Below are 21789 nucleotides of genomic sequence, written 5' to 3'. Positions count from 1 at the left end.
AGATTAATATTTCAACCATTTAAAAAGTTCTTTGTAGGTTGGTTTTTTTCCGTACATCAAAATTCCTACTCTATAAATTTTAGCTGCAAACCAAACGGCAAAAACAAAGCTTGCTAGTAATAGCACTAATGACAAAGCTTGTTGCCAAAGTGGCACACCAAACGGAATACGCATTAACATAACGACAGGTGACGTTAATGGAATAAAAGAAAAAACCGTAGATACTGTTCCATGAGGATCTTCTATAACTGTAAACACACCAACATAAACAGCCAACATAAGAGGCATTAAAATTGGTAACATAAATTGTTGTGTATCTGTTTCGTTATCAACAGCAGCGCCAATAGCAGCGTATAATGAACTGTATAATAAATATCCACCTATAAAGAAAAACAAAAAGGCAATAACCAAGTTTGCTAATGGAAGATTACTAATGGCATTAATTAAATTTTCTGCCATAACTTGTGGGTCACCAGCCTGCATAGCTTGATTTACCATTTCTTGTTGCGGTGACTGCACTTGCGCTAAATCTATACCGAAAATAGCAGAAACAACAAACATTAAAACGGCTCCTAAAATGACCCAAATTACAAATTGCGTAATTCCGGCTAATGAGGTTCCTATAATTTTCCCCATCATTAATTGAATTGGTTTTACAGACGAAATAATAACTTCTATAATTCTACTTGTTTTTTCTTCAATAACACTACGCATAATCATGTTACCATAAATAATGATAAACATAAAAAGTAAATATCCTGCAGCACCACCAAAAGCTAGCTTTACAACATTGTCTATTTTAGAACTTTTTTCTCCATCAAAACTTTCTTGTGCAATATCAATATTAATTTGAGAAGCTTCTATTTGTGCTAAAGAAACTCCGTCTAACTCCAATTTCTTTTCTTTAAGTCGTTTTTCAATCTGACGTTCTAAACCAGATATAACACTTAATGAAGGTGAATCTTCAGAATAAAAATTTACATGCCCTGTAACATCATCTAGAGAATTTGTTTTAGAGATATATAAAAGTCCATAATCTTCCTTCTCTTTCACTAAAACAATAGCGTCTTCTAGACTTAACCCATTAAGATTGGTATAATTTGTATGTTCTGAATCTATAAATACATCTTTTAAATATCCTGTTTCATCTAAAACCGAAATGGTACGTTCCTTTTCATTATTTAGCTGTGATAAATAAGCTACAACTGCAATAAGCGCAATCATTATTAAAGGACTTAAAAACGTCATTACAATAAATGATTTGTTTTTCACTTTTGTAAAATACTCGCGTTTTATAATTAATGGTAAATGATTCATTATTGATTGTTGTTTACAGTTTGAATAAAAATATCACTAGCAGATGGAATCACTTCAACAAAGTGATGCACTTCTGATTTTGAGGTTAAAAATGACAATAAATCATTTGGTGATGTTTGTTCATTTATTTTAATATTCAATTTTATATCATCATTCAAGTTTTTAAAAGTTGCCGGAAGCACTTCAAATTTATCTTGAATTTCTAATAACACTTTTTCTTTATTTAAAGACTCTAATCCAACTTCGAATGTATTGGTTTTATACTGACGTTTAATATCGTTTAACTTTCCGTCTAAAACTTTATTAGATTTATGAATTAATGCTATATGATCGCATAGCTCCTCTACAGACTCCATTCTATGCGTCGAAAAAATTACGGTAGCTCCTTCGTCTCTAAGTTGTAAAATTTCGTCTTTAATTAAATTGGCATTTATAGGATCGAAACCTGAAAATGGCTCATCAAAAATCAATAGCTTAGGTTGATGAAGCACCGTAACAATAAATTGTATTTTTTGTGCTTGACCTTTACTTAACTCTTGAATTTTCTTATTCCACCAATCTCCAATTTCTAGCTTATCGAACCAATATTTTAACCGGTCTTTTGCTTCCGTTTTAGTTAAGCCTTTTAATTGTGCTAAATACAAACACTGCTCGCCTACTTTCATTGATTTATATAAGCCACGTTCTTCTGGCAAATAACCAATATCTCTAACATGGTCTCCTTTTAGCGGTTGGCCATCTAATAAAACAGAACCAGTATCTGGCATTGTAATTTGATTTATAATACGTATCAAAGTGGTTTTACCTGCCCCGTTTGGGCCAAGTAAACCAAAAATGCTGCCTTTTGGCACAGCGATAGACACTTCATTTAGTGCTTTAAAATTCCCGAAACTCTTAGACACGGAATTAGCAACTAATAAGTCATTCATATTAATCTAAATTTTAGAGGTATGGTTAGTCTGTAAATATATTAAATGTTAGAGATTCTAAAATAAGAAAGTGCTACTATTTATTTAAAGTACTAATAATTCTTTCACTCCTATAAAAGTGAAGCTTTAATTTAAACAATATATTTTAGATCTAACGAAAAAAGCTTTCTGAATAAAAAGAACTCATAAAACACGATAAATCGCTAGTTCGATTTAGAATCGAATTGGTAAAAAAACAAAACCCACCCTCATGGTTAGATAAGGATGGGAAAAAATTGCTATGAAAAAGAAAAATTACCGCTAATAAGATTAGCGATAATCAAATATACTAATTTTTATTCAATAGAAGTAGTTTAAGAAAACATATCTTTCACCTTTTCAAAAAAAGACTTGTCAGTGCTTTCTGGCTTAGGCTCAAAATGCTCATCATCCTTCATACTTTCAAAAAAGGCTTTTTGCTTCTTATTTAAAGTCTTTGGTGTCCAAACATTTACATGCACTAGTAAATCTCCACCTCCATAGCCATTAATGCTAGGAATACCTTTACCACGTAATCTTAATATTTTACCAGACTGCACACCTGGCTCTATCTTAATTCTAACTTTACCTGTAACAGTATCGATCTCTTTAGAGTTACCTAAAACGGCATCTGGCAAACTAACATACATATCGTAATGTAGATTATCACCTTCTCGTTTTAAAGTAGGATGCTCTTCTTCTTGAATTGCTACTAATAAATCTCCTGCTATACCATTTCCGGGTGCATCATTACCTTTTCCGGTAACTTTAAGCTGCATTCCGTCAACAACACCTGCTGGTATTTTAACTGTAACCGTTTCTTCTGAAACTTTTAAACCATGTGCATCTGCATCTGCTGGTTTTTTGTCTATAGACTGTCCTGCTCCTCCACAAGTAGGACAAGCAGAAGCTGTTTGCATTCTACCTAAAATAGTATTGGTTACTCTAGTAACTTGACCAGAACCACCACAAGTACTACAAGTTTTATAAGTAGTCCCTGGTGCTTGTATTTTACGTTTTACTTTAATTTTCTTTTCAACACCGTTAGCGATATCTTCTAATGATAATGTAACACGGATTCTTAAGTTACTTCCTTTAACAACGCGTTGTCTTCCGCCACCGCCAAAGCCGCTACCGCCTCCAAAGCCACCGCCTCCAAAAATATCACCAAATTGACTAAAGATATCATCCATATTCATACCTCCGCCACCGAAGCCTCCTCCGAAACCTCCGCCGCCACCGCCGCCATCAAAAGCTTGGTGTCCAAATTGGTCATAACGCGCTTTCTTATCTGCGTTACTTAAAATCTCATAGGCTTCTGCTGCTTTTTTAAACTTTTCTTCAGCTTCATTATCATCTGGATTTTTATCTGGATGATATTTTAAGGCCATTTTACGATAAGCTTTTTTTATTTCGGCATCAGATGCTCCTTTACTTATTCCTAATATGTCGTAATAATCTTCTTTCATCAACTAATTTATTCTTGATATTTTGTAAAAAAACGGTGAACCTTGTTATTATCTATTATTGTCCGATTACAACTTTAGGAAAACGAATTATTTTATCACCTAATTTATAACCATGCTCTACAACATCAATAATTTTACCTTTTAAATCTTTTGAAGGTGCTGCTATTTGAGTTATAGCTTCATGAATATCTGCATTAAAAGTATCGCCTTGTCTTACTTCTATTTTAGTTAACCCTTTATTCTCTAAAGTATTAACTAATTTATTATAAATTAACAAAACTCCTTTTCTTAATTCTTCTGCTTCTTTATCTTCCTCTATATGAGATAAAGCACGTTCAAAATCGTCTAATACAGGAAGCATAGCCACTACGACTTCTTGACTTGCTGTCTTAAACAGTTCAATACGCTCTTTGTTAGTTCGTTTTTTATAATTTTCAAACTCAGCAAATAATCGCATAAACTTATCTTTTTCTGCGACTAACTGATCTTGAAGTTGCTCTTCTACCGATCTAACTTCATTTTGCTCTACTGAATCTGCTTCTGCAGTAGTAGAATTTTGATCCTCTACATTAGGATCTTCAATATTTGTATTTTTATCTTCTTTACTCATTTTGAGTTCGTTTTTTGCTTTCAATAGTATTGGCAAAAGTACTGCCATTATTATAATAATGTCAAAATGTCATTAACATTTCTTTATCTCACTTTAACCTTTGTTTTTATATCTTCGTATTTTTAAACGAAATCAAATAAACACAAAAGATGAAGACTAATTTTTTAAGGATTTTTACATTAATTACTTTTATTGCATTTACAAGTTGTGGTGATAAAGCAAAAGAAGCCGACACCAAACAGGCTGAGGATGTTGCAGGTTCTAAATCCGATATTGTTACTTATAAAGTAGATACCGACAAATCTGTAATTGAATGGAAAGGTTTTAAACCTACAGGTTCTCACAATGGAACAATTGCAATTAAAGGTGGAAAAATAAGCACTAGTGAAGGTATTGTAAAAGGCGGGAAATTTGTTATTGAAATGAATGGTATTATTGTTAAAGATATCCCCGTTGAAGAAGAGGGGAATGCAAAATTAAAATCTCATCTTGAGAGTGCTGATTTTTTTGATGTTCAAACATACCCAAATTCAATGTTTGTAATCACAGGCTTCAAAACAAATAATGAAAGCGTGATGATGCTTTCAGGTAATTTAACGTTAAAAGAAACGACAAAAAACATAAGTTTCCCTATAAAAATAAAATCTATTGATGACAATTCAATTATGATCCTTAGTGACTCATTCACAATAGACCGTTCTAAATGGAATATCAAACATGGATCAAAATCATTTTTTGATAATTTAGGTGATAAATTTATTAATGATGAAATTGAATTAAAAATAAATTTGACAGCTACAAAATAGTAGTGTAAAGAAAATAAGTTTTAGTAAAAATGCAATCATTAAAATGATTGCATTTTTTATTCTTAATAACTTATTCTATTTAATAATTATTTAAAACTTCTATTAAAAAAAGAAAAACACCTATTTCTAGGTGTTTTTTTTCACTTACTGATTATAAGCTTTTAAATTCCCCTAAAATTTATAGACTATCAGTAAGACTAACAAAAATATAATTGTATTAATCTTCAACTAAAAATTTAGTAGCAAATAATATCTTCTCGTTAATTTGTTGGCTTAAATAAATTGATATTATTCCATTTTATAAATCTACTAACTATACTAAATCAAAAAAATACCCAATAACGGGTATTTTTTTATTCAACTATAAAATGAATTATTATCTATATAATGGAATTTTAAGACCAACATACACATCTGTAGTTTTAGAGCTACTAGATAAAAGATTTGTAAATACAGAACCAGAACCCACAGTTAAAGGTCCTAAACGAAAACCTCCACCAAAAGACACATCTCCATACTGTCTAAAACTAAGTGGTGCATAAAAACTAAACCATCTTGTTTCTAATCTTGGAGCTAACGTTGCAGTATTAAGAACAGATGTACTTAACTCCGATCCTTTTTCTACCATAGATAAATCTGCTTGAGCACTTACAAACCATTTTTTTGATAACCTATAATCTACAAGTAAATGAAGTGCCGTTGGTAATTTTATTTTTGCAGTTTCGGTTGTTTCCACTCCTAAGTAATTATTATCTAAGAACTCTTCTATATCCTCCTCATAATTTGCTGTACTTGCTGAGGCATCTAAATTATATCTACTTACTTTAGCTTCATCATAACTAATAGATCCAATATCTGTAATAGAAACTCCCACCTTAAGTTTATATTGGTTTTCATTAATTGAAAAATTATTATTAATTTTCTCTTTATACCACTGGTATGTAAAACCAATATCTAGACCTACACCTGATGTTAAATTACTAAAATCTAAATCGTCTGCATCAAAATCTTGACTTGTACCATAATTAAAGTTCCCTTGAGTTACCAATGTTTCTGAATTTGCAGAGAATTGACCTTGCAAGCCTGGACTACTCATAAACGCACTACCTGCACCTTGTAAGTATTTTAAAGTAACACCACCTTTTAAAACATGATTTGGTTTTTCAATTAAGATTCTTCCATAAGCCAAACCTATCTCTGACCAAGCGTGTATCGTACCATTTAAGTTTTTTGAATCGAAATTAAAATCATCATTAACATCAAAATCATCAACAACAGCCTCATATAATTCACCGTTTATATGATTTATATTCATATTAGCTCTAACTCTAGTAACTAAACCAATACTATTTTTTTTATTTATGTTAAACATAAAGGAAGGTCCTAAAACATCTACATTAAAAAAGAAATTATTAGCATTACTTGGAAACTTTTCACTGTCTTCTTCAAAATCGAAGCCACCATCAGAACTCATGATATCGCTAAGATTAATTCCGAAATAATCACTACCTCCAAAGACACTTGCAGATAATAAATTAACGTCGGCTCTTAAATTAGACCCAACAATACTAGATGGATTGTAAATAATACCGTGAACACCAGAATAATTATCTATAGAATGGCCAACATAGCTTTGTCCATAAGATAAACTCATAGTTAATAGAAAAACCGACAAAGTTAATAATTTTGTGTATTTCATAATTTAGTTTAGGTTGATTGACGGCGAAGTTAGAATTATAATTGATTTTAAAAAATATTATTTTTAACATGTAACACACACGTTATCAAAAATCCAACAATTATATAAAATAAAAAATACCCGATATTGGGTATTTTAATGACATACAAAAAGAAATAAAAAAAGGCTTAAAATTTATATTTTTTTTCTATTGCAAAACGCATCAATTCTCCTTTGCCTTGAAGTCCTAAAATTTTAATCATATTTTTTCGATGTGTATCTACGGTATATATACCTATAAACAATTCGGTTGCAATTTCCCTAGAGGTTTTACCTTGTGCCACTAAATTTAAAATTTCAATTTGTCTTTTTGTTAATAATCCTTTTGTCTTTTTATTACTGTTGTTCTCTGCTTCAATTTGAATATTTGAATCAAAATAAGTTTCTCCATTATAAACTGCACGTATCGCCTTTAAAACCTCATCTAAAGGTGAACTTTTCAACAAATACCCTGAAGCACCAGCATCTATCATTTGTTTAATTGCTGCTTTTTGATCGAACATGCTAAAACCTAAAATTTTAGTACGTGGCAATATTTTTTTTATTTTATTAGTTACAGCAATACCATCCATTTTAGGCATTCTGATATCAGTAATAACAACACTAGGTTCTTTTAATTGTACTAATTTTAATAGTTCTTCTCCATCATTTGTAGTCCCTACGATTTCGATATCCTTTTCCCTTTCTAAAAGTAATTCAATCCCATCAATAAAAGATTGATGATCTTCTGCTATTGCAATTCTTATCATACTGGTATATCTATTATTATTGTAGTACCATTATTAATTTCTGACTCAATTGTTAATTGTCCTTCTAAATGCTCTACACGCCTATCAATACTACTAATCCCCATACCTTTTGTAGTTTTTGATAATTGTTTGGAATCAAACCCAACTCCATCATCTTCAACCATAATATTAAGATTATTTTCGTAATTAGTTAAATGTATAATAGCATGAGTTGCCCTAGCATGTTTTATAATATTTGTTACCAATTCTTGAATAATCCTAAATATCAAAATTTCTATTGCATTCTCTAAACGTTGATCTAGACCAAAACTTTGAACTTCAAATTTTAATTCATTTTTACTTGATGCATTTTTTGCTAATTTTTCTACAGCAGGAAGAAGTCCATCTTTAGCCATCACACCTGAATTCTTTAAATGTGCCATAGCTCGAGTTTCATTGTAGGCGTTATCTAAAAGTAGACTTATCTTTTTTTCTAAATCTTTTGAATCTTCATCATTAATTTGATGTTTCATTAAATATTCGAACTGTAATCTTGCCGCTGCTAAAGTAGCACCTACACTATCATGCAAATCAGAAGCAATACGCTGTCTTTCCTTTTCTTGACCTCTAATCATTGCATTAATTGATGAGATCTCTAAACCTTTTAAAAGTTTTTCTTTTTCTGCAATTTGTTGTTGTCGTTCTTCTTTTGCCTTGTGTTGTTTTCGTTTCGAATTTCTATAAACTATAAACGTTAAAACAGAAAGGATCAATAAACTAACTCCCCAAGCTAATACTAAATTTGTTTTCTCATTTTTGTGCTTAATCCCTAATTTTAAAGTATTGTTTATATTAATTAGACTGTCTTGTGTTCTATGATTATCAATTTTTATTTTCTCTAAGGTTTGCACAGTACTAATATCATCAATAGTCGTTCTTTGATCACTTCTTAAATCTTGATATTTAATAGTTAAATCAAAATCTCGTTTTCCTTTATAAGCCTGAAAAAGGAAAAAATAAGCACCATCTATCATAGCAAGGCTAGATATTTTTTCAGCATAAAAAAGAGATTCATTAGCTGCTAAGATGATATTATCGTAATCTTTCTGCTTATAATAACCAAGAGCTAAAACATTATTTGCATGAGCTAAAATATTATAATTCCCAATAGAGTTCCCTATTCTTATTGCATCTTCGGTATATGATCTAGCTTTTTCAAATTCTTTTTTTTGAATGTAAGAATTACTGATATTAATTAATGCTAAAGCTTCTTTTTGTTCATTTTTAATCGCTCTAGACAATTTTAAACTTTCCTCATAATAAGTGATCGCTTTATCAGACTTGTAACGCCAACCATAAATATTCCCAATATTAACTAAAGTCTGAGCTATTAGAGTAGTGTCTTTAATTGATTTACTTAACTCTAATGAGTGTTCGTAATATTTTTTTGCTTCATCAAGGTTATAAATCTTCCTATAAGAAACGCCTAAATTATTGATAGCATTTGCCTGACCTCTAATATCATTTAATTCTTTATAAAGCTTTAAACTCAATCCAAAATTCTTAGAAGCTTTGGTATTATCTCCAAAAATATGCTCTATTCCTCCTAAAAGTATTAACGCATCTGCTTTTTGTTTTTTTAAGTTTCTAGCTTCTGAAAAATCAAATAAATCTAATGCCATAGCATAAGCACTATCTGTTTTGCTTTCAAAATAATTTTTAGTTATAAAATCATTGTAAGCATCTGCTCTTAAAGCGTCCTCTAGCTTGGTGTTTTCCCAAATAATTAATAAAGAATCCTTTGATTGTATTTGACTAAAACAAAAAAAAGGAAATAGAATAAGACAGAGGCTAATCTTGATATTAGTGACGTTTACTTGCATTAAATCTGTAGGGTTTTAGAATTTCCTCAGTTAAAAACTTTAATTATTTAGTTTGAATAAAGATATAATAAAACTTTATCTCAAAAAATAAATCACTAAAAACCAGATAGTTTTATAACAAAAAAAAATTACAACACAAATATCCAATATAAATACACAGCATAATATACCCAATAAAAGGTATATTTTTAGAAAAGAAATTATAAACAAGAATTGAATTAAAGCGCAATCCAATCCACGAGTTCTGACTACATAAAAACAAACTTAATAGCAGCAATCATACCTATAAAGCCAAGAAAAGCAAGAAGAACCCAAATGGTACCTTTATAATATTTTTTATGAAGTTGAAGATCTTTACGATATTGAAAAGCAATAACAATCACAAATGCAATAAAAAATAATATTCCAAAAATCAATTGACCAGTCGTAAACATCTTCTTATTTTTATGCAAAAATAAGGATTAGTATACTAATAAACCACAACTATGCAAGACAAAATAGATGCAGTAAAAGCATTTCATACCGCCTTTAAAATAGGACATCGCGAAACACCTAAAGCAGACTTAGGTCTAGACAAAAACGTGTTGCGCCATGAGCTAATGCGCGAAGAAAATGAAGAATACTTAGAAGCAACAAAAAATAATGATTTAGTAGAAGTGGCAGATGCCTTGGGTGATATGCTATATATTTTATGTGGCACTATAATAGAGCATGGTATGCAACATAAAATCGAAGAGGTTTTTGATGAAATACAACGTAGTAACATGAGTAAACTAGGAGCTAATGGCGAACCTATTTATCGTGAAGATGGTAAAGTTTTAAAAGGGCCTAATTACTTTAAACCAAATATAAAAGAGATTTTAGAATCATAAAAAAAAGCAGCCAATTGGCTGCTTTTTTATTTATTTTGTTTGAAGTTTATTTTACTTCATATTTCCAACCATGTTTATCTTCAGATAAATTATGTTGAATATCTAATAATGTTTTCTTGAATAATTTAGCATAAGAATCTTCAATTTCTGGGATTTCGAATAACTCCTCTTTATGCTCAAATGCAGAGATCACACTAATAATTGCTGCTGTACCTGTTCCAAAAACTTCTTTAAGACTGCCGTCTTTAGATGCTGCCTTAATTTCTTCAACAGTAACACGTCTTACTTCACAAGTAATCCCCATATCTTCAGCTAACTGAAGCATCGTTTTACGCGTAATTCCATCTAAAATTCGATCACTTGTAGGCGCAGTAACTAATTTATCACCTATTCTAAAAAACACATTCATTGTTCCTGCTTCTTCCAAATAAGTGTGAGTACTAGCGTCTGTCCAGATAATTTGTTGAAAACCTTTTTCTTGTGCTAAACTTGTTGGGTAAAACTGAGCTGCATAATTTCCTGCTGCTTTTGCAAAACCTACACCACCATCTGCAGAACGACTATATTCTTCAGCAATTAAAACACGTATTGGCGTGTTATAATAAGATTTTGCTGGCGAACAAATAATCATAAATCTGTAATTATTTGCTGGTGAAGCAGAAATTGCAGGTTCTGTAGCAATTACAAACGGACGTAAGTATAACGAGTTTCCAACGCCTGGCTTAATCCAATCGCTATCTAATTTTAATAAAGTTTCTAATCCTTCAAAGAAATAGTTTTCAGGAAAAGCTGGCATTGCCAAACGAGCTGATGATTTATTAATTCTTTCAAAATTTTGCTTTGGTCTAAATAGAAAAACTTTACCGTCTTCATCTTTATAAGCTTTCATACCTTCAAAAACAGCTTGCCCATAATGAAAAACACGAGCTGAAGGTTCATAAGACATTGCTTGATATGGCATCACTTTTGGAGTTTGCCACTTGCCGTCTTCATAATCACAGACAAACATGTGGTCTGTAAACAAACGACCGAAGTCTAAGTTGCTGAAATCTACCGTGTCAATTTTAGAAGTTTTAGCTGTTTCAATGCTAATCTTTTCTGTGTGCTGAGCCATAATTATATATGATTTTCAAACAAAAGTACATAATCAGCACCTTTAATAAAAGGTTATATTCCCTTAAATTGACTAAATTTGTAATTCGATAACAATTCAATTCAAAATCTATTAATAATGAAAAAAATCATTTTACTTTTAGCGATTTGCTTAACTATTTTTTCTTGTAAAAATGAATCTAAGACCGTGGAATCTACCGCTGAAGACACAAAACCTGAAATTGCTTATGCTTCTTTTGGTAAAGAAATTACAGATACAGATGCCTTAACTGCAGAGCGTATGATGGAACATTATAAGAACTTAAAAGCTGGAGATACTGTTAATTCTAAAGTAAAAGGAAAAATCATTGAAGTTTGTTCTAAAAAAGGATGTTGGATGACTTTAGATATGGACGGAGAAAACCAAGTCATGGTTAAATTTAAAGACTACGGATTTTTTATGCCATTAAATGCTGAAGGAGATGTTGTAATTAACGGTAAAGCTTTTGTTAGCGAAACGTCTGTTGAAGAATTAAGACATTACGCAGAAGATGCAGGTAAAACTGAAGATGAAATTGCGGCAATTACAGATCCTAAGTTTGAATATGGTTTTGAAGCTGATGGCGTTTTACTTAAAAAATAAATACATCTGTTTTTTATTTCTTTCCCTTTTTATACTGTCAAGCTGTAAAAATGAAGAAAAAATAACAGAAGAACCTATTAAAAAGAACGTTGAATACGAAATGTATCAGCGTTCTGAAATGGCAGGTTTTATGAATGCCATGTACGCTTACAATGTACAATTAAAAGCACAAATTATCGCAGGAGAAACACCAAGCGCTTTACCTTTAGATTTAATTAAATTGCACTCAGCAGAAATGAGCAAGGGCGCATCTAGAACTAAAAATTGGCTAAGCTTTGTAAATGTTTTTATAGAATCTCAAGAAGCCGTTGTAGATACGCTTTCTAATATTGAATTAAAAGAACGTTACAATGCCGCGATTAGCAATTGTCTTAATTGTCATAAAACAGAGTGCGTAGGACCTATTCCGAAGATTAAAAGATTACTGATTCAATAATTTTGAAACATATAAATAAAGTATCATTAAAAATACTGCATATGTTCCATGTGATTGAAAAGCAATACACATAAAAAAAAAATGAAACGTAATATTATTACCACATCAGACGGTTCTAAAACCATACAGATAGAAAAATGGAATGAACAATACCATTCTATTCATGGTGCCATACAAGAAGCAAACCACGTTTTTATGAAACATGGTTTACTTTATTATTCTGAAAAATTAGATAATAAGCTTACAGAAACCAATACTGAAGAAATCAGTATTTTAGAAATAGGTTTTGGTACGGGGCTCAATACTTTTCTAACACTAATTGAAGCTGAAAAATTAAAATTAAACATTAATTATGTTGGTGTAGAAGCTTACCCTGTTCAATTAGAAGAGATTCAACAACTTAATTATATTGAACTTATTTCGGAAACCCATAAAGCTGTTTTTGAGAAATTACACGAAACACCATGGGAAGAACCTCATCTTATTACTTCTAATTTCAAATTAGAAAAACAACAAAAATTCTTTAAAGATATAAATGCAGAAAATAGATTTGATCTTATTTATTTTGATGCTTTTGGTGCTCGTGTACAACCAGAATTATGGACTGAAGACATTTTTAAAATCATGTACAAAGCCTTAAAAGAAAATGGTGTATTAGTGACTTATTGTGCCAAAGGAAGCGTAAGACGTGCCATGCAAGCTGTTGGCTTAACAGTAGAACGCCTCCCTGGACCTCCAGGCAAACGTGAAATGTTGAGAGCAACGAAACCATTCAGCGAAATGAACAATGAACTAAATGCTAAGAGCAACGAAAATAACTTCAACATATAAATCACAAGCCTATACTTAATTTTACGTCACTTCGAGTGAAATTCTTTTTTTAGAATTTTGTATCGAGAAGTTTTCAAAGTAAAAAAGTCTTGATTTTAATAATACCTTAAAGCAATTCAACCTCTCTAAAGTGTTCCTATATATTACCATATAAAGTATATACTACTGATTACCCAAACGTTAAATCAAAACTAAACTCCATACACAAAGGAGATAGCTTTTGTACCTTTACAAAAAAAGGAGAATGACGGTTTTAATAACAGGAGCCACAGGTTTAATAGGACAAGAAATTGTAACACAATGCCACGAAGCGGGTATTGATGTTCATTATCTTACAACTTCAAAATCTAAAATTAGCAAAGAATCAAACTATAAAGGTTTTTACTGGAATCCTAAAAACAACGAAATTGACCATCTTTGTTTTCAAGGTGTGGACGCTATTATAAATTTGGTTGGTGCTTCTATTTCCAAACGTTGGACAGACAGTTACAAAACGGAAATTCTAGAAAGTAGAACAAAAACAGCACAACTTTTACAAAACACTATAAAACTACACAATTACACGATTAAGCAAGTTGTTTCTGCCAGTGCTATTGGTATTTACCCAACAAGTTTAGTTCATTATTACGAAGAAACTAATACCGAAATTTCAGAAACATTTTTGGGTAAAATAGTCCACCAATGGGAAGCGGCAGTAGATGGATTTGAATCTTTAGGTAGTAAGGTTGCAAAAATTAGAATTGGCTTAGTTTTAGCAAAAGATGGAGGTGCATTACCCGAAATAACAAAACCAATAAAGTTTGGAGCTGGTGCAGCCTTTGGAAGTGGAAAACAATGGCAAAGCTGGATCCATGTTGAAGATTTAGCCGCATTATTTGTATTTGCAGTACAACAAAATTTTGAAGGAATTTATAATGGTGTAGCACCAAACCCTGTAAGCAATAAAGAATTTACAAAAGCAGCTGCACGTGTTATGGAATGTCCCTTAATATTACCAAATATTCCGAAATTTGTTATGAAAACCATATTAGGGGAAATGCATATTTTATTATTTGAAAGCCAACGTGTCAGTTCTCAAAAAATAGAGGCTGAAGGTTTTGATTTTAATTTTCCGAATCTAAAACCTGCTTTAGAAGATTTATTATGATCTTTCAGAATTAAAAAATATCACTTCACTTTTATTTTCATCATATTACTCTGTAAATTTCTAAAAAGATAATTTCTACTTTGAAATAATTTTATATATTTACATCATTTTAACATATGTGCTATTTCACATGTGTAAAACATAGAACATGGATAATTATATTAAAACCTTTAAAGCTTTATCAGACCCAACAAGATTAAAAATTGTTTGGTTGCTTACTAATATAAACGAAAAAATTTGTGTTTCAGAAATTGTAGAGGTATTAGAAGAATATCAATATAATGTATCTCGCCATCTAAAAGTTTTAAAGAAGGCCAATTTAATTGAAGAAGTAAAAGAAGGTAAGTGGGTTTTTTACTACTTATCACCTATTAAAGATGAGTTTAGTCATATCATAAAAAATTCCATTAGCTCTATACCCGAAAAAGAAATGATTAAAGAAATGACGAAATGTAAAGCACTACTATCACATCGAGAAAAAAAATAAACTAATTTAAATAAGAATTGCTTTTTTTTACAATATCATATGTGATTTAACACATATGTTAAATATAACCTTTAATTAAACTTAATATTATGAATGAGAAATTTAATTTAGCTTTAAATGAATTTATGCACGTGGGCATAGCACTATTATTAATAATAGCCTTGGTATCTGTACTTACTGGTTTGGTAAGGGCATTTATTCCGCAAGAGAAACTACAAAAAAGATTAGCAAAAACAGGAAAGTATAGCGGGCTAATGGGAGCTTTATTAGGTATACCAACTCCATTTTGTAGTGCATCAATGGTACCTGTATCTATGGGTATGATAGAAATGGGAGCTCCATTTGCAATGGTTTTCTCTTTCTTACTTTCGGCACCGTTAGCAAACTTTGTCGTTGTCGGTTTTATTTTAGGGGTTTTTGGGTGGAAAATTGCCTTAGTCTATTTCCTTATTGTATTTATAGGCTCTGTATTAATTGGAACACTGGTAGGTAAAACATCTATAAAAAATGAAGTAAAATTAATTAATATAAATTCTAAGAAATTTAGTTCTAAACCAACAGTAACCAACTGTAGTTCTACCATTATTGAAGAAGAAAAACAAAATGAATGTAGTAATAACACAAAAGAAAAGCACAAATCCTCATCGTGTTCAACTTCAACTTGTAATGAAATAAATGAAAAAAAATCAAAATATAAAGAAGCATTAAAATTTGGATGGTCTTTATTTAAACGCATATTCCCTTACGTTTTAATTGGTGCTTTAATTAGTGCTGTTTCAACAATTTTTGTAACGGATACATGGGTTCAAAAATACTTAGGTAATGATAGTCCATTTGCTATTCCTATTGCTGCAGCTGTAGGAGTACCATTATATCTACGTATTGAAATGGCAATACCAATATTAAAAGCACTGATTCTAAAAGGGATGAGTATGGGAGCTGCAATGGCATTAATCATAGGTGGAACTGGTGCTAGTTTACCAGAAATAGCCATCATTTCTTCAATGTTAAAACCAAAAGCAATAATAGCATTTATACTTTCAGTAATGCTTATGGCAATTGTAGGTGGGTATATATTTTATTTTTTCTTTTAACGCAAACAGATACAATGAATACTATTTCAAAATTAATTAAGCAGGTACTTAATAACTGCCCTTATACCATAGCTGGTAAAAAATGTATTAGATTAATTAACGGAAATAAAAATGTTTCTAAAAAATATCTAACAAAAACATTGAAATATAGAAACGGTATAAAAACTGGTTGTAATATTTCCTTAGTTGGTATTTTTTGTCCTTTTTTTTGGTATGCTCTATTAACAGGAATGAATCAAAAAATTATAATATTAAATGCAATACATTCCTCTATCGTTATAACTATTGGGCTTATAGTTGTAATTATAAATTATTCGATACTACTTTATCATAAAAGAAGTGCTTAACTTTTTAAATTATACTACACCTTAAATTTTTAAAATTTAAAGTGTAGTATTTTAAAGTATATAATTTTCTCCAAGTATAACAGAATAATCAACAATGCGTTTCACTATTTTGTTAGGATCTTTACGGCGCCAATTAATAAACAAATCAACTTTATTAGGCAACTCTATAAATCTTACGTTTTGATTATTGGCAAACTTAAAAGAATAAGGCAAAATAGAAATTCCTAGATTTTTAGCAACAAGATTTAAAATTACACTTCCAAAATCGGATTCAATTGTGGTCTTAGGTTCAAAGTTACTCGCATTAAAAACACTACGCAATAAAGTTGAAAAATAGGTGCTATTATGCAATGCTGAAATGATAAAATTCTCATTTTCAACCATTTTTAAATCCGTAAAATTATCTTGTGTTAACCAATGATTTATAGGAACCACGAGGCAAATTGATTCTGAATATAACTTTTTTGACATGATGGTTGGATTCAATATTTCATCCCGACTTATAGCAATGTCAATGTGATAATCTAAAATTAATTTTTCGTGATTTAAATCGGTAGGCTCTGTTAATTCAATTTTTAAATCAGGCATTTCTTCAGTTAAAACATTCATCAACCGAGGTAAGAAACCCGATGAAATAGAACCTGGGTAAGCAATTGATATACTGCCCGAAGCCCCAATATCTATTTTTTTTGCTTGTATATGAATTCGGTCTAATTCATTAATTGAATCCGTCCAATGTTCTCTAAGAAATTTACCCGCAGCTGTAAGTTTTACATTTCTTTTATCGCGTTCAAAAAGTTGAATTCCTAATTCATCTTCTAAAGCTTGAATTTGTCTACTTAAGGTCGATTGTGAAATTGAAATCTTCTCTGCTGTTTTCCAGAAATGTAACTCGTTAGCAAGTTCTAAGAAATACTTTATTTGTTGAATCGTCATGATTAATGCATTTATCGCATTAGTTAATCAAAAATATGTATTTTTTAAGTTGTACCAAAGCATTTCCTTTGTCGAAACTTAATGTTTGATTCTAAATAATTTTGATCATGGGAATAGAAAACTTTATCACTTTTATATTTACAGCTTTTATTTTTGTAATAACACCAGGTATTGACACAGTTTTTGTACTAAACAAATCTATAAGTCAGGGTAAGAAATCGGGAATACATGCAGCACTTGGCATTAACTCAGGTATATTAGCTCACACATTATTTGCAGCATTAGGCTTATCTGTTTTAATTTCTAAATCAGACTATGCGTTTACAATTATTAAATATTCAGGAGCTGTTTATTTATTATACATGGGGATTTCTAGCCTTATAAATAATAAATCACTTATCACTTCTGAATCAAATAAAAACCTAGAAACTAAGAGAAAAAGTGATTTTTGGTCTGGATTTATAACCAACTTATTAAATCCGAAAGTTGCATTATTCTTTTTAGCTTTGTTTCCTCAGTTTATAAATCCTAATGACTTAGAGAATCCTATCCCTTTCATTCTTTTAGGGATTACTTTCTCTGCTATTGGAATTATTTGGTATTTATCTTTAACCTTATTTGCAGGATTATTTTCTCAAAAATTTAAAGAGAATCCTAAAGCTGGTTTATGGCTTAATAAAGTTTCAGGATCTGTTTTTATTTTAATGGGACTTATGATTGCTTTAACCTAATAGCGGAACTTTAGTTTTTATTAATCACATTATCAATCGCATAAGAATTATCCTTAACATGATGAATGATATAAGCAACAAAACCAATATGTATAAATTGTGCTGTTATGGCACCCCAGTTTTCAACGAGTGTAGAACCAAAAACAAGTGACAACAAAACAATGCCAATAGCAATTGCTGAGATTCTCGTAAATAAGCCTAACAAAACACCTAATCCAAAAATCAATTCTGCTATCGGTAAAACATAGCTAAATGGTACCGTTAATAATTCAGGAAGCATAGAATTTTCAAAAGAGGCTACTAAGCCTTCACTAAATTTCTGAAGTTTAGGCATACGAACTAATCCGTGACCGAACATGCTTAATCCTAAGGCTAATCTTATTATTAAATAGGAAGTTTTATTATGCATTATTTAGTTTTTTTGATTAAAACAACTTATTAAAAATCTTGTTTTAGTAGTGAAGCCTCTAATTTAGTAATAAAAAAAATCGAATACAAAATTCGATTCTTAAGTTATTAGAAAATGAATTAATTGGTCTGTTTATTGCTCACTTTTCAATAGTTGAATAATTTCATCATTGCCTTGTATTTCTGCATGATTTAACGCTGTATTTCCTCTGCCATCTTGGATAGATAGATCAGCATTTTTATTCAATAATAATTTAGCAATTTCTGTATGACCAAAAGTACTTACATAAATAAGTGCTGTAGCTCCATTATAATTTTGTTGGTTAATTGCAGCTCCATTTTCAACTAGAATTTCAGCAATATTTAAATATCCTTTAAAGCAAACTCCCATTAAAGCTGTGTTTCCGGATAAATCTTTAGCATTAACATCACTTCCGTTTTCTAATAAATAAGTAACAATTTCGTCTTGTTCATTATATGCAGCAAGAATTAAAGGTGTAAAACCTTTGCTATCTGCAGTGTTGATAATTGCATTATTTGAAGTATATAATGCTTTAAGTTTTTCTAAATCCCCATTTCTAGAAACTTCAAAAACAGTTTGTCCGTAACTCCCTAAAGTAAAAATTAATGTAAGAGCGAGTAAAATATTTTTCATTGTATTTTTTTTAAAATAAATAGAGAGGTCGCACTGGCAGCTCCCCCTCTACTCACCAATCATGTACTGTTATTTCTTCATAAAATCTTTAGCAGAAAAACCTAATGCTTCTGCAATACGCATTCCATAATCTCTATCTGCCTGATAGAAATAACCAATCATTGTCATCTGGATATTTTTATCTGTAACCTGACCTAAATCACCACTTAAGTTTTTAATCAAATTGTTTTGTTCTTTCTTAGTAAGCGATCTGTAAAAATCACCTGCTTGAGCAAAATCATTTGTTTTAGTAATTTTCTTTTGCGTGATGGTTACATTAGTAAGCGTCGTTTCTGATTGCTTATATTGAGTATCTTCAGATAAAGATGCTTTACTACTTGGTTGGTAGTTAACATCTGGATTTTCAAATCTTTTATTACCGGCACTATTCCAGCTATCTGAATTATAGTTTTTAGGATCTTCTAGCGGTTGGTTAATTTTTAATTGTTGAAAATTTGGTCCTAATCTGTGTCTTTGTGTATCAAAATAAGAGAATAAACGACCTTGTAGCAACTTATCTTCTGATGGCTCGACTCCTGGAATTAAAGCTCCTGGTGAAAAAGCAATACTTTCAACTTGCTCAAAATAATTTACCGGATTTTGATTTAAAGTCATGGTACCAATCTTAATTTTTTCAATTTTATCTGCTGGCCAATCTTTGGTAGCATCTAAAGGCCAAAAATCAAAAGAATGAATATCTTCAGGCTTTATCATTTGCACATATAAATCCCATTGTGGGTAATTTTTATCAGCAATATCTTTTCTTAAGCTAACTGTTGCATGTTGCCAATCTTTTCCTTGTTGAATTGATGCTTCTTCAGCAGTAAGATTTTTTTCACCTTGTTTAGATATCCAAGAGTACTTTACATAAGTTACTTTTCCTGCTTTATTAATCCATTTATAGCCATGTACGCTACTTCCGTTCATAAATTGGTAGCCTTTAGGAATTCCTAAATCAGTCCACAACCTTGTAATCATATGTGTCGCTTCTGGTACATGAGAAAAGAAATCGAAAAAACGATTTGGATCTTGTTTATTTGTTTCAGGTGAAGGCTTTAAAGAATGCACCATATCTGGAAACTTAATTGCATCTCTAATAAAAAAGATAGGCAGGTTGTTACCAACAATGTCATAATTACCTTGTTCTGTATAAAACTTTACTGCAAAACCTCTTGGGTCTCTTGCAGTTTCAGGTGAACCTTTTCCGTGTATTACAGTAGAAAAACGTACTGCTAAATCTGTCTTTTTTCCTGCTTCAGCAAATAATACAGCTCTAGTATAATCTGACATGTCTTTTGTTGCTTCAAAATATCCAGATGCTCCAGCTCCTCTTGGGTGAACAACACGTTCTGGAATACGTTCTCTATCAAAAGCGGCTAGTTTTTCTACTAAATGAATATCTTCTAATAAAACAGGTCCATATTCTCCAACTGTTTTAGAGTTTTGATTGTCTCCAACTGGCGCACCATTGTTGGTTGTCATTGTTTTCTCACTTTGTGAAAAACTTACCAAGCCTATAGATAGGATGACTAAGGTTGTAATTATTCTTTTCATGAATGCTTTTTTTATTTGTTAATGCAAAAATGGATAGATTCATAATATTAATCAAATTAATAATTTTTATATTTACATTAATAAAATCTATATAATGACACTTCAACAATTAGAATACATCATCGCTTTAGACACGTATCGGCATTTTGTAACTGCGGCAGAAAAATGTTTTGTAACGCAACCTACTATTACTATTCAAGTTAAAAAGCTAGAAGATGAAATTGGATTTTTAATATTCGATAAGAGTAAGTCACCTTTTAAACCTTCAGCTTTAGGCGAATTATTTATTAATAAGTCTAAAATAATTTTACGAGAAGTTAATGAGTTAAAAAATATGGTGAGTACCGAATTAGATAGCTTAGTGGGCGAATATAAAATAGGCGTTTTACCAACGGTTTCACCTTATCTAATTCCCTTAATTTCAGGATCTTTTGCTAAAAAATATCAAGATACGATACTTATTATTGAAGAAATGCAGTCCGATCAAATTATCTCGGCATTACAAAAAAAAGAAATTGATATTGGTATTTTAGTAACACCACTTAATGAACCTTTCATCAGAGAGATTAAATTGTACAATGAACCTTTTGTATTTTACGGACAGAAAGGAACATTTAATGACAAGAAAGAGGTTTCTGCCAGTGAAATTGAAAACTTAGATAATTTGTGGCTTTTAAAAAATGGGCACTGTTTTAGAAACCAAGTTTTAAATATTTGTTCTCAAAGTACAAACCCACAGAATATTCAATTTCAGAGTGGATCTATAGAAGCTTTAAAGAAAATGGTAGATAGTTATGGTGGATTTACTTTAGTCCCTGAAATGGCCATTAATAAAAACGACAGCGGTTGTAATATTAATTTTTCAGAGCCAAAACCGATACGCGAAGTAAGTTTAGCAGTACATCATTCGTTTGCAAAAGATAGTTTAATTGATGCCATACGTTTAGAGGTTTTAGACAAAATACCTAAAGGATTTGTGAAGAATGATCGCTTTATTAAAATTAATTGGCGTTAAGATT

General features: G+C 30.7%; 24 protein-coding genes. 11 read left to right on the top strand and 13 right to left on the bottom strand.

Going from position 1 to position 21789, the window contains the following annotated elements:
• Window positions 1-3: 3 nt before the first annotated feature.
• The 4 genes from H0I32_RS12475 to H0I32_RS12460 form a co-directional block, all read right to left on the bottom strand.
• The gene (locus tag H0I32_RS12475) at window positions 4-1317 is read right to left on the bottom strand and encodes an ABC transporter permease (protein ID WP_179313760.1); all 1314 of its coding nucleotides are present in this window, start codon (window positions 1315-1317) and stop codon (window positions 4-6) included.
• Window positions 1317-2246, bottom strand: coding sequence for an ABC transporter ATP-binding protein (locus tag H0I32_RS12470; protein ID WP_179313759.1), 930 nt, complete (start codon window positions 2244-2246; stop codon window positions 1317-1319). The genes H0I32_RS12475 and H0I32_RS12470 overlap by 1 nt, the downstream gene beginning before the upstream one ends.
• Before the next feature lie 353 nt (window positions 2247-2599).
• Window positions 2600-3733: a molecular chaperone DnaJ gene (dnaJ, locus tag H0I32_RS12465; RefSeq protein WP_173588001.1), complete on the bottom strand. Its 1134-nt coding sequence runs from the start codon at window positions 3731-3733 to the stop codon at window positions 2600-2602.
• 55 nt (window positions 3734-3788) lie between these two features.
• Window positions 3789-4343, bottom strand: coding sequence for a nucleotide exchange factor GrpE (locus H0I32_RS12460; protein ID WP_173588000.1), 555 nt, complete (start codon window positions 4341-4343; stop codon window positions 3789-3791).
• 149 nt (window positions 4344-4492) lie between these two features.
• Between H0I32_RS12460 and H0I32_RS12455 the strand changes: the two genes are divergently transcribed.
• Window positions 4493-5149, top strand: a complete 657-nt coding sequence (locus H0I32_RS12455; RefSeq protein WP_173587999.1) for a YceI family protein — start codon at window positions 4493-4495, stop codon at window positions 5147-5149.
• Window positions 5150-5525: 376 nt separating this feature from the next.
• Here H0I32_RS12455 and H0I32_RS12450 read toward each other — a convergent pair whose 3' ends face one another.
• The 4 genes from H0I32_RS12450 to H0I32_RS12435 all read right to left on the bottom strand — a co-directional run bounded on the left by H0I32_RS12450 (window position 5526) and on the right by H0I32_RS12435 (window position 9932).
• Window positions 5526-6848 (bottom strand): DUF5723 family protein, encoded by a 1323-nt coding sequence (locus tag H0I32_RS12450; protein WP_179313758.1) that lies wholly within the window; start codon window positions 6846-6848, stop codon window positions 5526-5528.
• 167 nt (window positions 6849-7015) lie between these two features.
• Window positions 7016-7636 carry a response regulator transcription factor gene (locus H0I32_RS12445; RefSeq protein WP_179313757.1) on the bottom strand — a complete coding sequence of 207 codons (621 nt, stop codon included), beginning with the start codon at window positions 7634-7636 and terminating at the stop codon, window positions 7016-7018.
• Window positions 7633-9498: a sensor histidine kinase gene (locus H0I32_RS12440; RefSeq protein ID WP_179313756.1), complete on the bottom strand. Its 1866-nt coding sequence runs from the start codon at window positions 9496-9498 to the stop codon at window positions 7633-7635. The genes H0I32_RS12445 and H0I32_RS12440 overlap by 4 nt, the downstream gene beginning before the upstream one ends.
• Before the next feature lie 248 nt (window positions 9499-9746).
• Complete coding sequence (locus H0I32_RS12435) at window positions 9747-9932, bottom strand: hypothetical protein (RefSeq protein WP_179313755.1); 186 nt, start codon at window positions 9930-9932, stop codon at window positions 9747-9749.
• A 51-nt stretch (window positions 9933-9983) separates the two neighbouring features.
• On the opposite strand from H0I32_RS12435, the gene H0I32_RS12430 reads away from it, so the two are divergent.
• Window positions 9984-10370 carry a nucleoside triphosphate pyrophosphohydrolase family protein gene (locus H0I32_RS12430; RefSeq protein WP_179313754.1) on the top strand — a complete coding sequence of 129 codons (387 nt, stop codon included), beginning with the start codon at window positions 9984-9986 and terminating at the stop codon, window positions 10368-10370.
• 46 nt (window positions 10371-10416) lie between these two features.
• Here the strand turns inward: H0I32_RS12430 and H0I32_RS12425 are convergent, their stop codons facing one another.
• Entirely contained in the window at window positions 10417-11484 is a 1068-nt protein-coding gene (locus H0I32_RS12425) for a branched-chain amino acid aminotransferase (protein WP_179313753.1), read from the bottom strand.
• A gap of 117 nt (window positions 11485-11601) precedes the next feature.
• On the opposite strand from H0I32_RS12425, the gene H0I32_RS12420 reads away from it, so the two are divergent.
• The 7 genes from H0I32_RS12420 to H0I32_RS12390 all read left to right on the top strand — a co-directional run bounded on the left by H0I32_RS12420 (window position 11602) and on the right by H0I32_RS12390 (window position 16447).
• Entirely contained in the window at window positions 11602-12105 is a 504-nt protein-coding gene (locus H0I32_RS12420; protein WP_179313752.1) for a DUF4920 domain-containing protein, read from the top strand.
• Window positions 12083-12541 (top strand): hypothetical protein, encoded by a 459-nt coding sequence (locus H0I32_RS12415; RefSeq protein WP_179313751.1) that lies wholly within the window; start codon window positions 12083-12085, stop codon window positions 12539-12541. The genes H0I32_RS12420 and H0I32_RS12415 overlap by 23 nt, the downstream gene beginning before the upstream one ends.
• Window positions 12542-12622: 81 nt before the next feature.
• Window positions 12623-13372 (top strand): tRNA (5-methylaminomethyl-2-thiouridine)(34)-methyltransferase MnmD, encoded by a 750-nt coding sequence (mnmD, locus tag H0I32_RS12410; protein WP_179313750.1) that lies wholly within the window; start codon window positions 12623-12625, stop codon window positions 13370-13372.
• Window positions 13373-13616: 244 nt separating this feature from the next.
• The gene (locus H0I32_RS12405; RefSeq protein WP_179313749.1) at window positions 13617-14519 is read left to right on the top strand and encodes a TIGR01777 family oxidoreductase; all 903 of its coding nucleotides are present in this window, start codon (window positions 13617-13619) and stop codon (window positions 14517-14519) included.
• 148 nt (window positions 14520-14667) lie between these two features.
• Window positions 14668-15006 carry an ArsR/SmtB family transcription factor gene (locus tag H0I32_RS12400; protein ID WP_173587989.1) on the top strand — a complete coding sequence of 113 codons (339 nt, stop codon included), beginning with the start codon at window positions 14668-14670 and terminating at the stop codon, window positions 15004-15006.
• Between the two features lie 89 nt (window positions 15007-15095).
• Entirely contained in the window at window positions 15096-16100 is a 1005-nt protein-coding gene (locus H0I32_RS12395; RefSeq protein ID WP_173587988.1) for a permease, read from the top strand.
• Window positions 16101-16114: 14 nt separating this feature from the next.
• Window positions 16115-16447 carry a hypothetical protein gene (locus tag H0I32_RS12390; RefSeq protein WP_179313748.1) on the top strand — a complete coding sequence of 111 codons (333 nt, stop codon included), beginning with the start codon at window positions 16115-16117 and terminating at the stop codon, window positions 16445-16447.
• A gap of 51 nt (window positions 16448-16498) precedes the next feature.
• On the opposite strand, the gene H0I32_RS12385 is transcribed toward H0I32_RS12390, so the two are convergent.
• Window positions 16499-17383, bottom strand: coding sequence for a LysR family transcriptional regulator (locus tag H0I32_RS12385; protein ID WP_179313747.1), 885 nt, complete (start codon window positions 17381-17383; stop codon window positions 16499-16501).
• A gap of 107 nt (window positions 17384-17490) precedes the next feature.
• Between H0I32_RS12385 and H0I32_RS12380 the strand changes: the two genes are divergently transcribed.
• Complete coding sequence (locus tag H0I32_RS12380; protein ID WP_179313746.1) at window positions 17491-18114, top strand: LysE family translocator; 624 nt, start codon at window positions 17491-17493, stop codon at window positions 18112-18114.
• Window positions 18115-18124: 10 nt separating this feature from the next.
• Here H0I32_RS12380 and H0I32_RS12375 read toward each other — a convergent pair whose 3' ends face one another.
• The 3 genes from H0I32_RS12375 to H0I32_RS12365 all read right to left on the bottom strand — a co-directional run bounded on the left by H0I32_RS12375 (window position 18125) and on the right by H0I32_RS12365 (window position 20770).
• Window positions 18125-18523 (bottom strand): DoxX family protein, encoded by a 399-nt coding sequence (locus tag H0I32_RS12375; RefSeq protein WP_179313745.1) that lies wholly within the window; start codon window positions 18521-18523, stop codon window positions 18125-18127.
• A gap of 132 nt (window positions 18524-18655) precedes the next feature.
• Entirely contained in the window at window positions 18656-19177 is a 522-nt protein-coding gene (locus H0I32_RS12370; protein WP_179313744.1) for an ankyrin repeat domain-containing protein, read from the bottom strand.
• 69 nt (window positions 19178-19246) lie between these two features.
• Window positions 19247-20770: a catalase gene (locus H0I32_RS12365; protein WP_317166993.1), complete on the bottom strand. Its 1524-nt coding sequence runs from the start codon at window positions 20768-20770 to the stop codon at window positions 19247-19249.
• Between the two features lie 94 nt (window positions 20771-20864).
• Here H0I32_RS12365 and H0I32_RS12360 point away from each other — a divergent pair, with 94 nt between their 5' ends.
• Window positions 20865-21785, top strand: coding sequence for a LysR substrate-binding domain-containing protein (locus H0I32_RS12360; RefSeq protein ID WP_179313743.1), 921 nt, complete (start codon window positions 20865-20867; stop codon window positions 21783-21785).
• Window positions 21786-21789: the final 4 nt, after the last annotated feature.

Origin of the sequence: Winogradskyella sp. HaHa_3_26, from assembly GCF_019278425.1 — a bacterium.
GTDB classification, from domain to species: domain Bacteria; phylum Bacteroidota; class Bacteroidia; order Flavobacteriales; family Flavobacteriaceae; genus Winogradskyella; species Winogradskyella undariae.
This window is presented reverse-complemented; position numbering and strand designations above follow the sequence as displayed.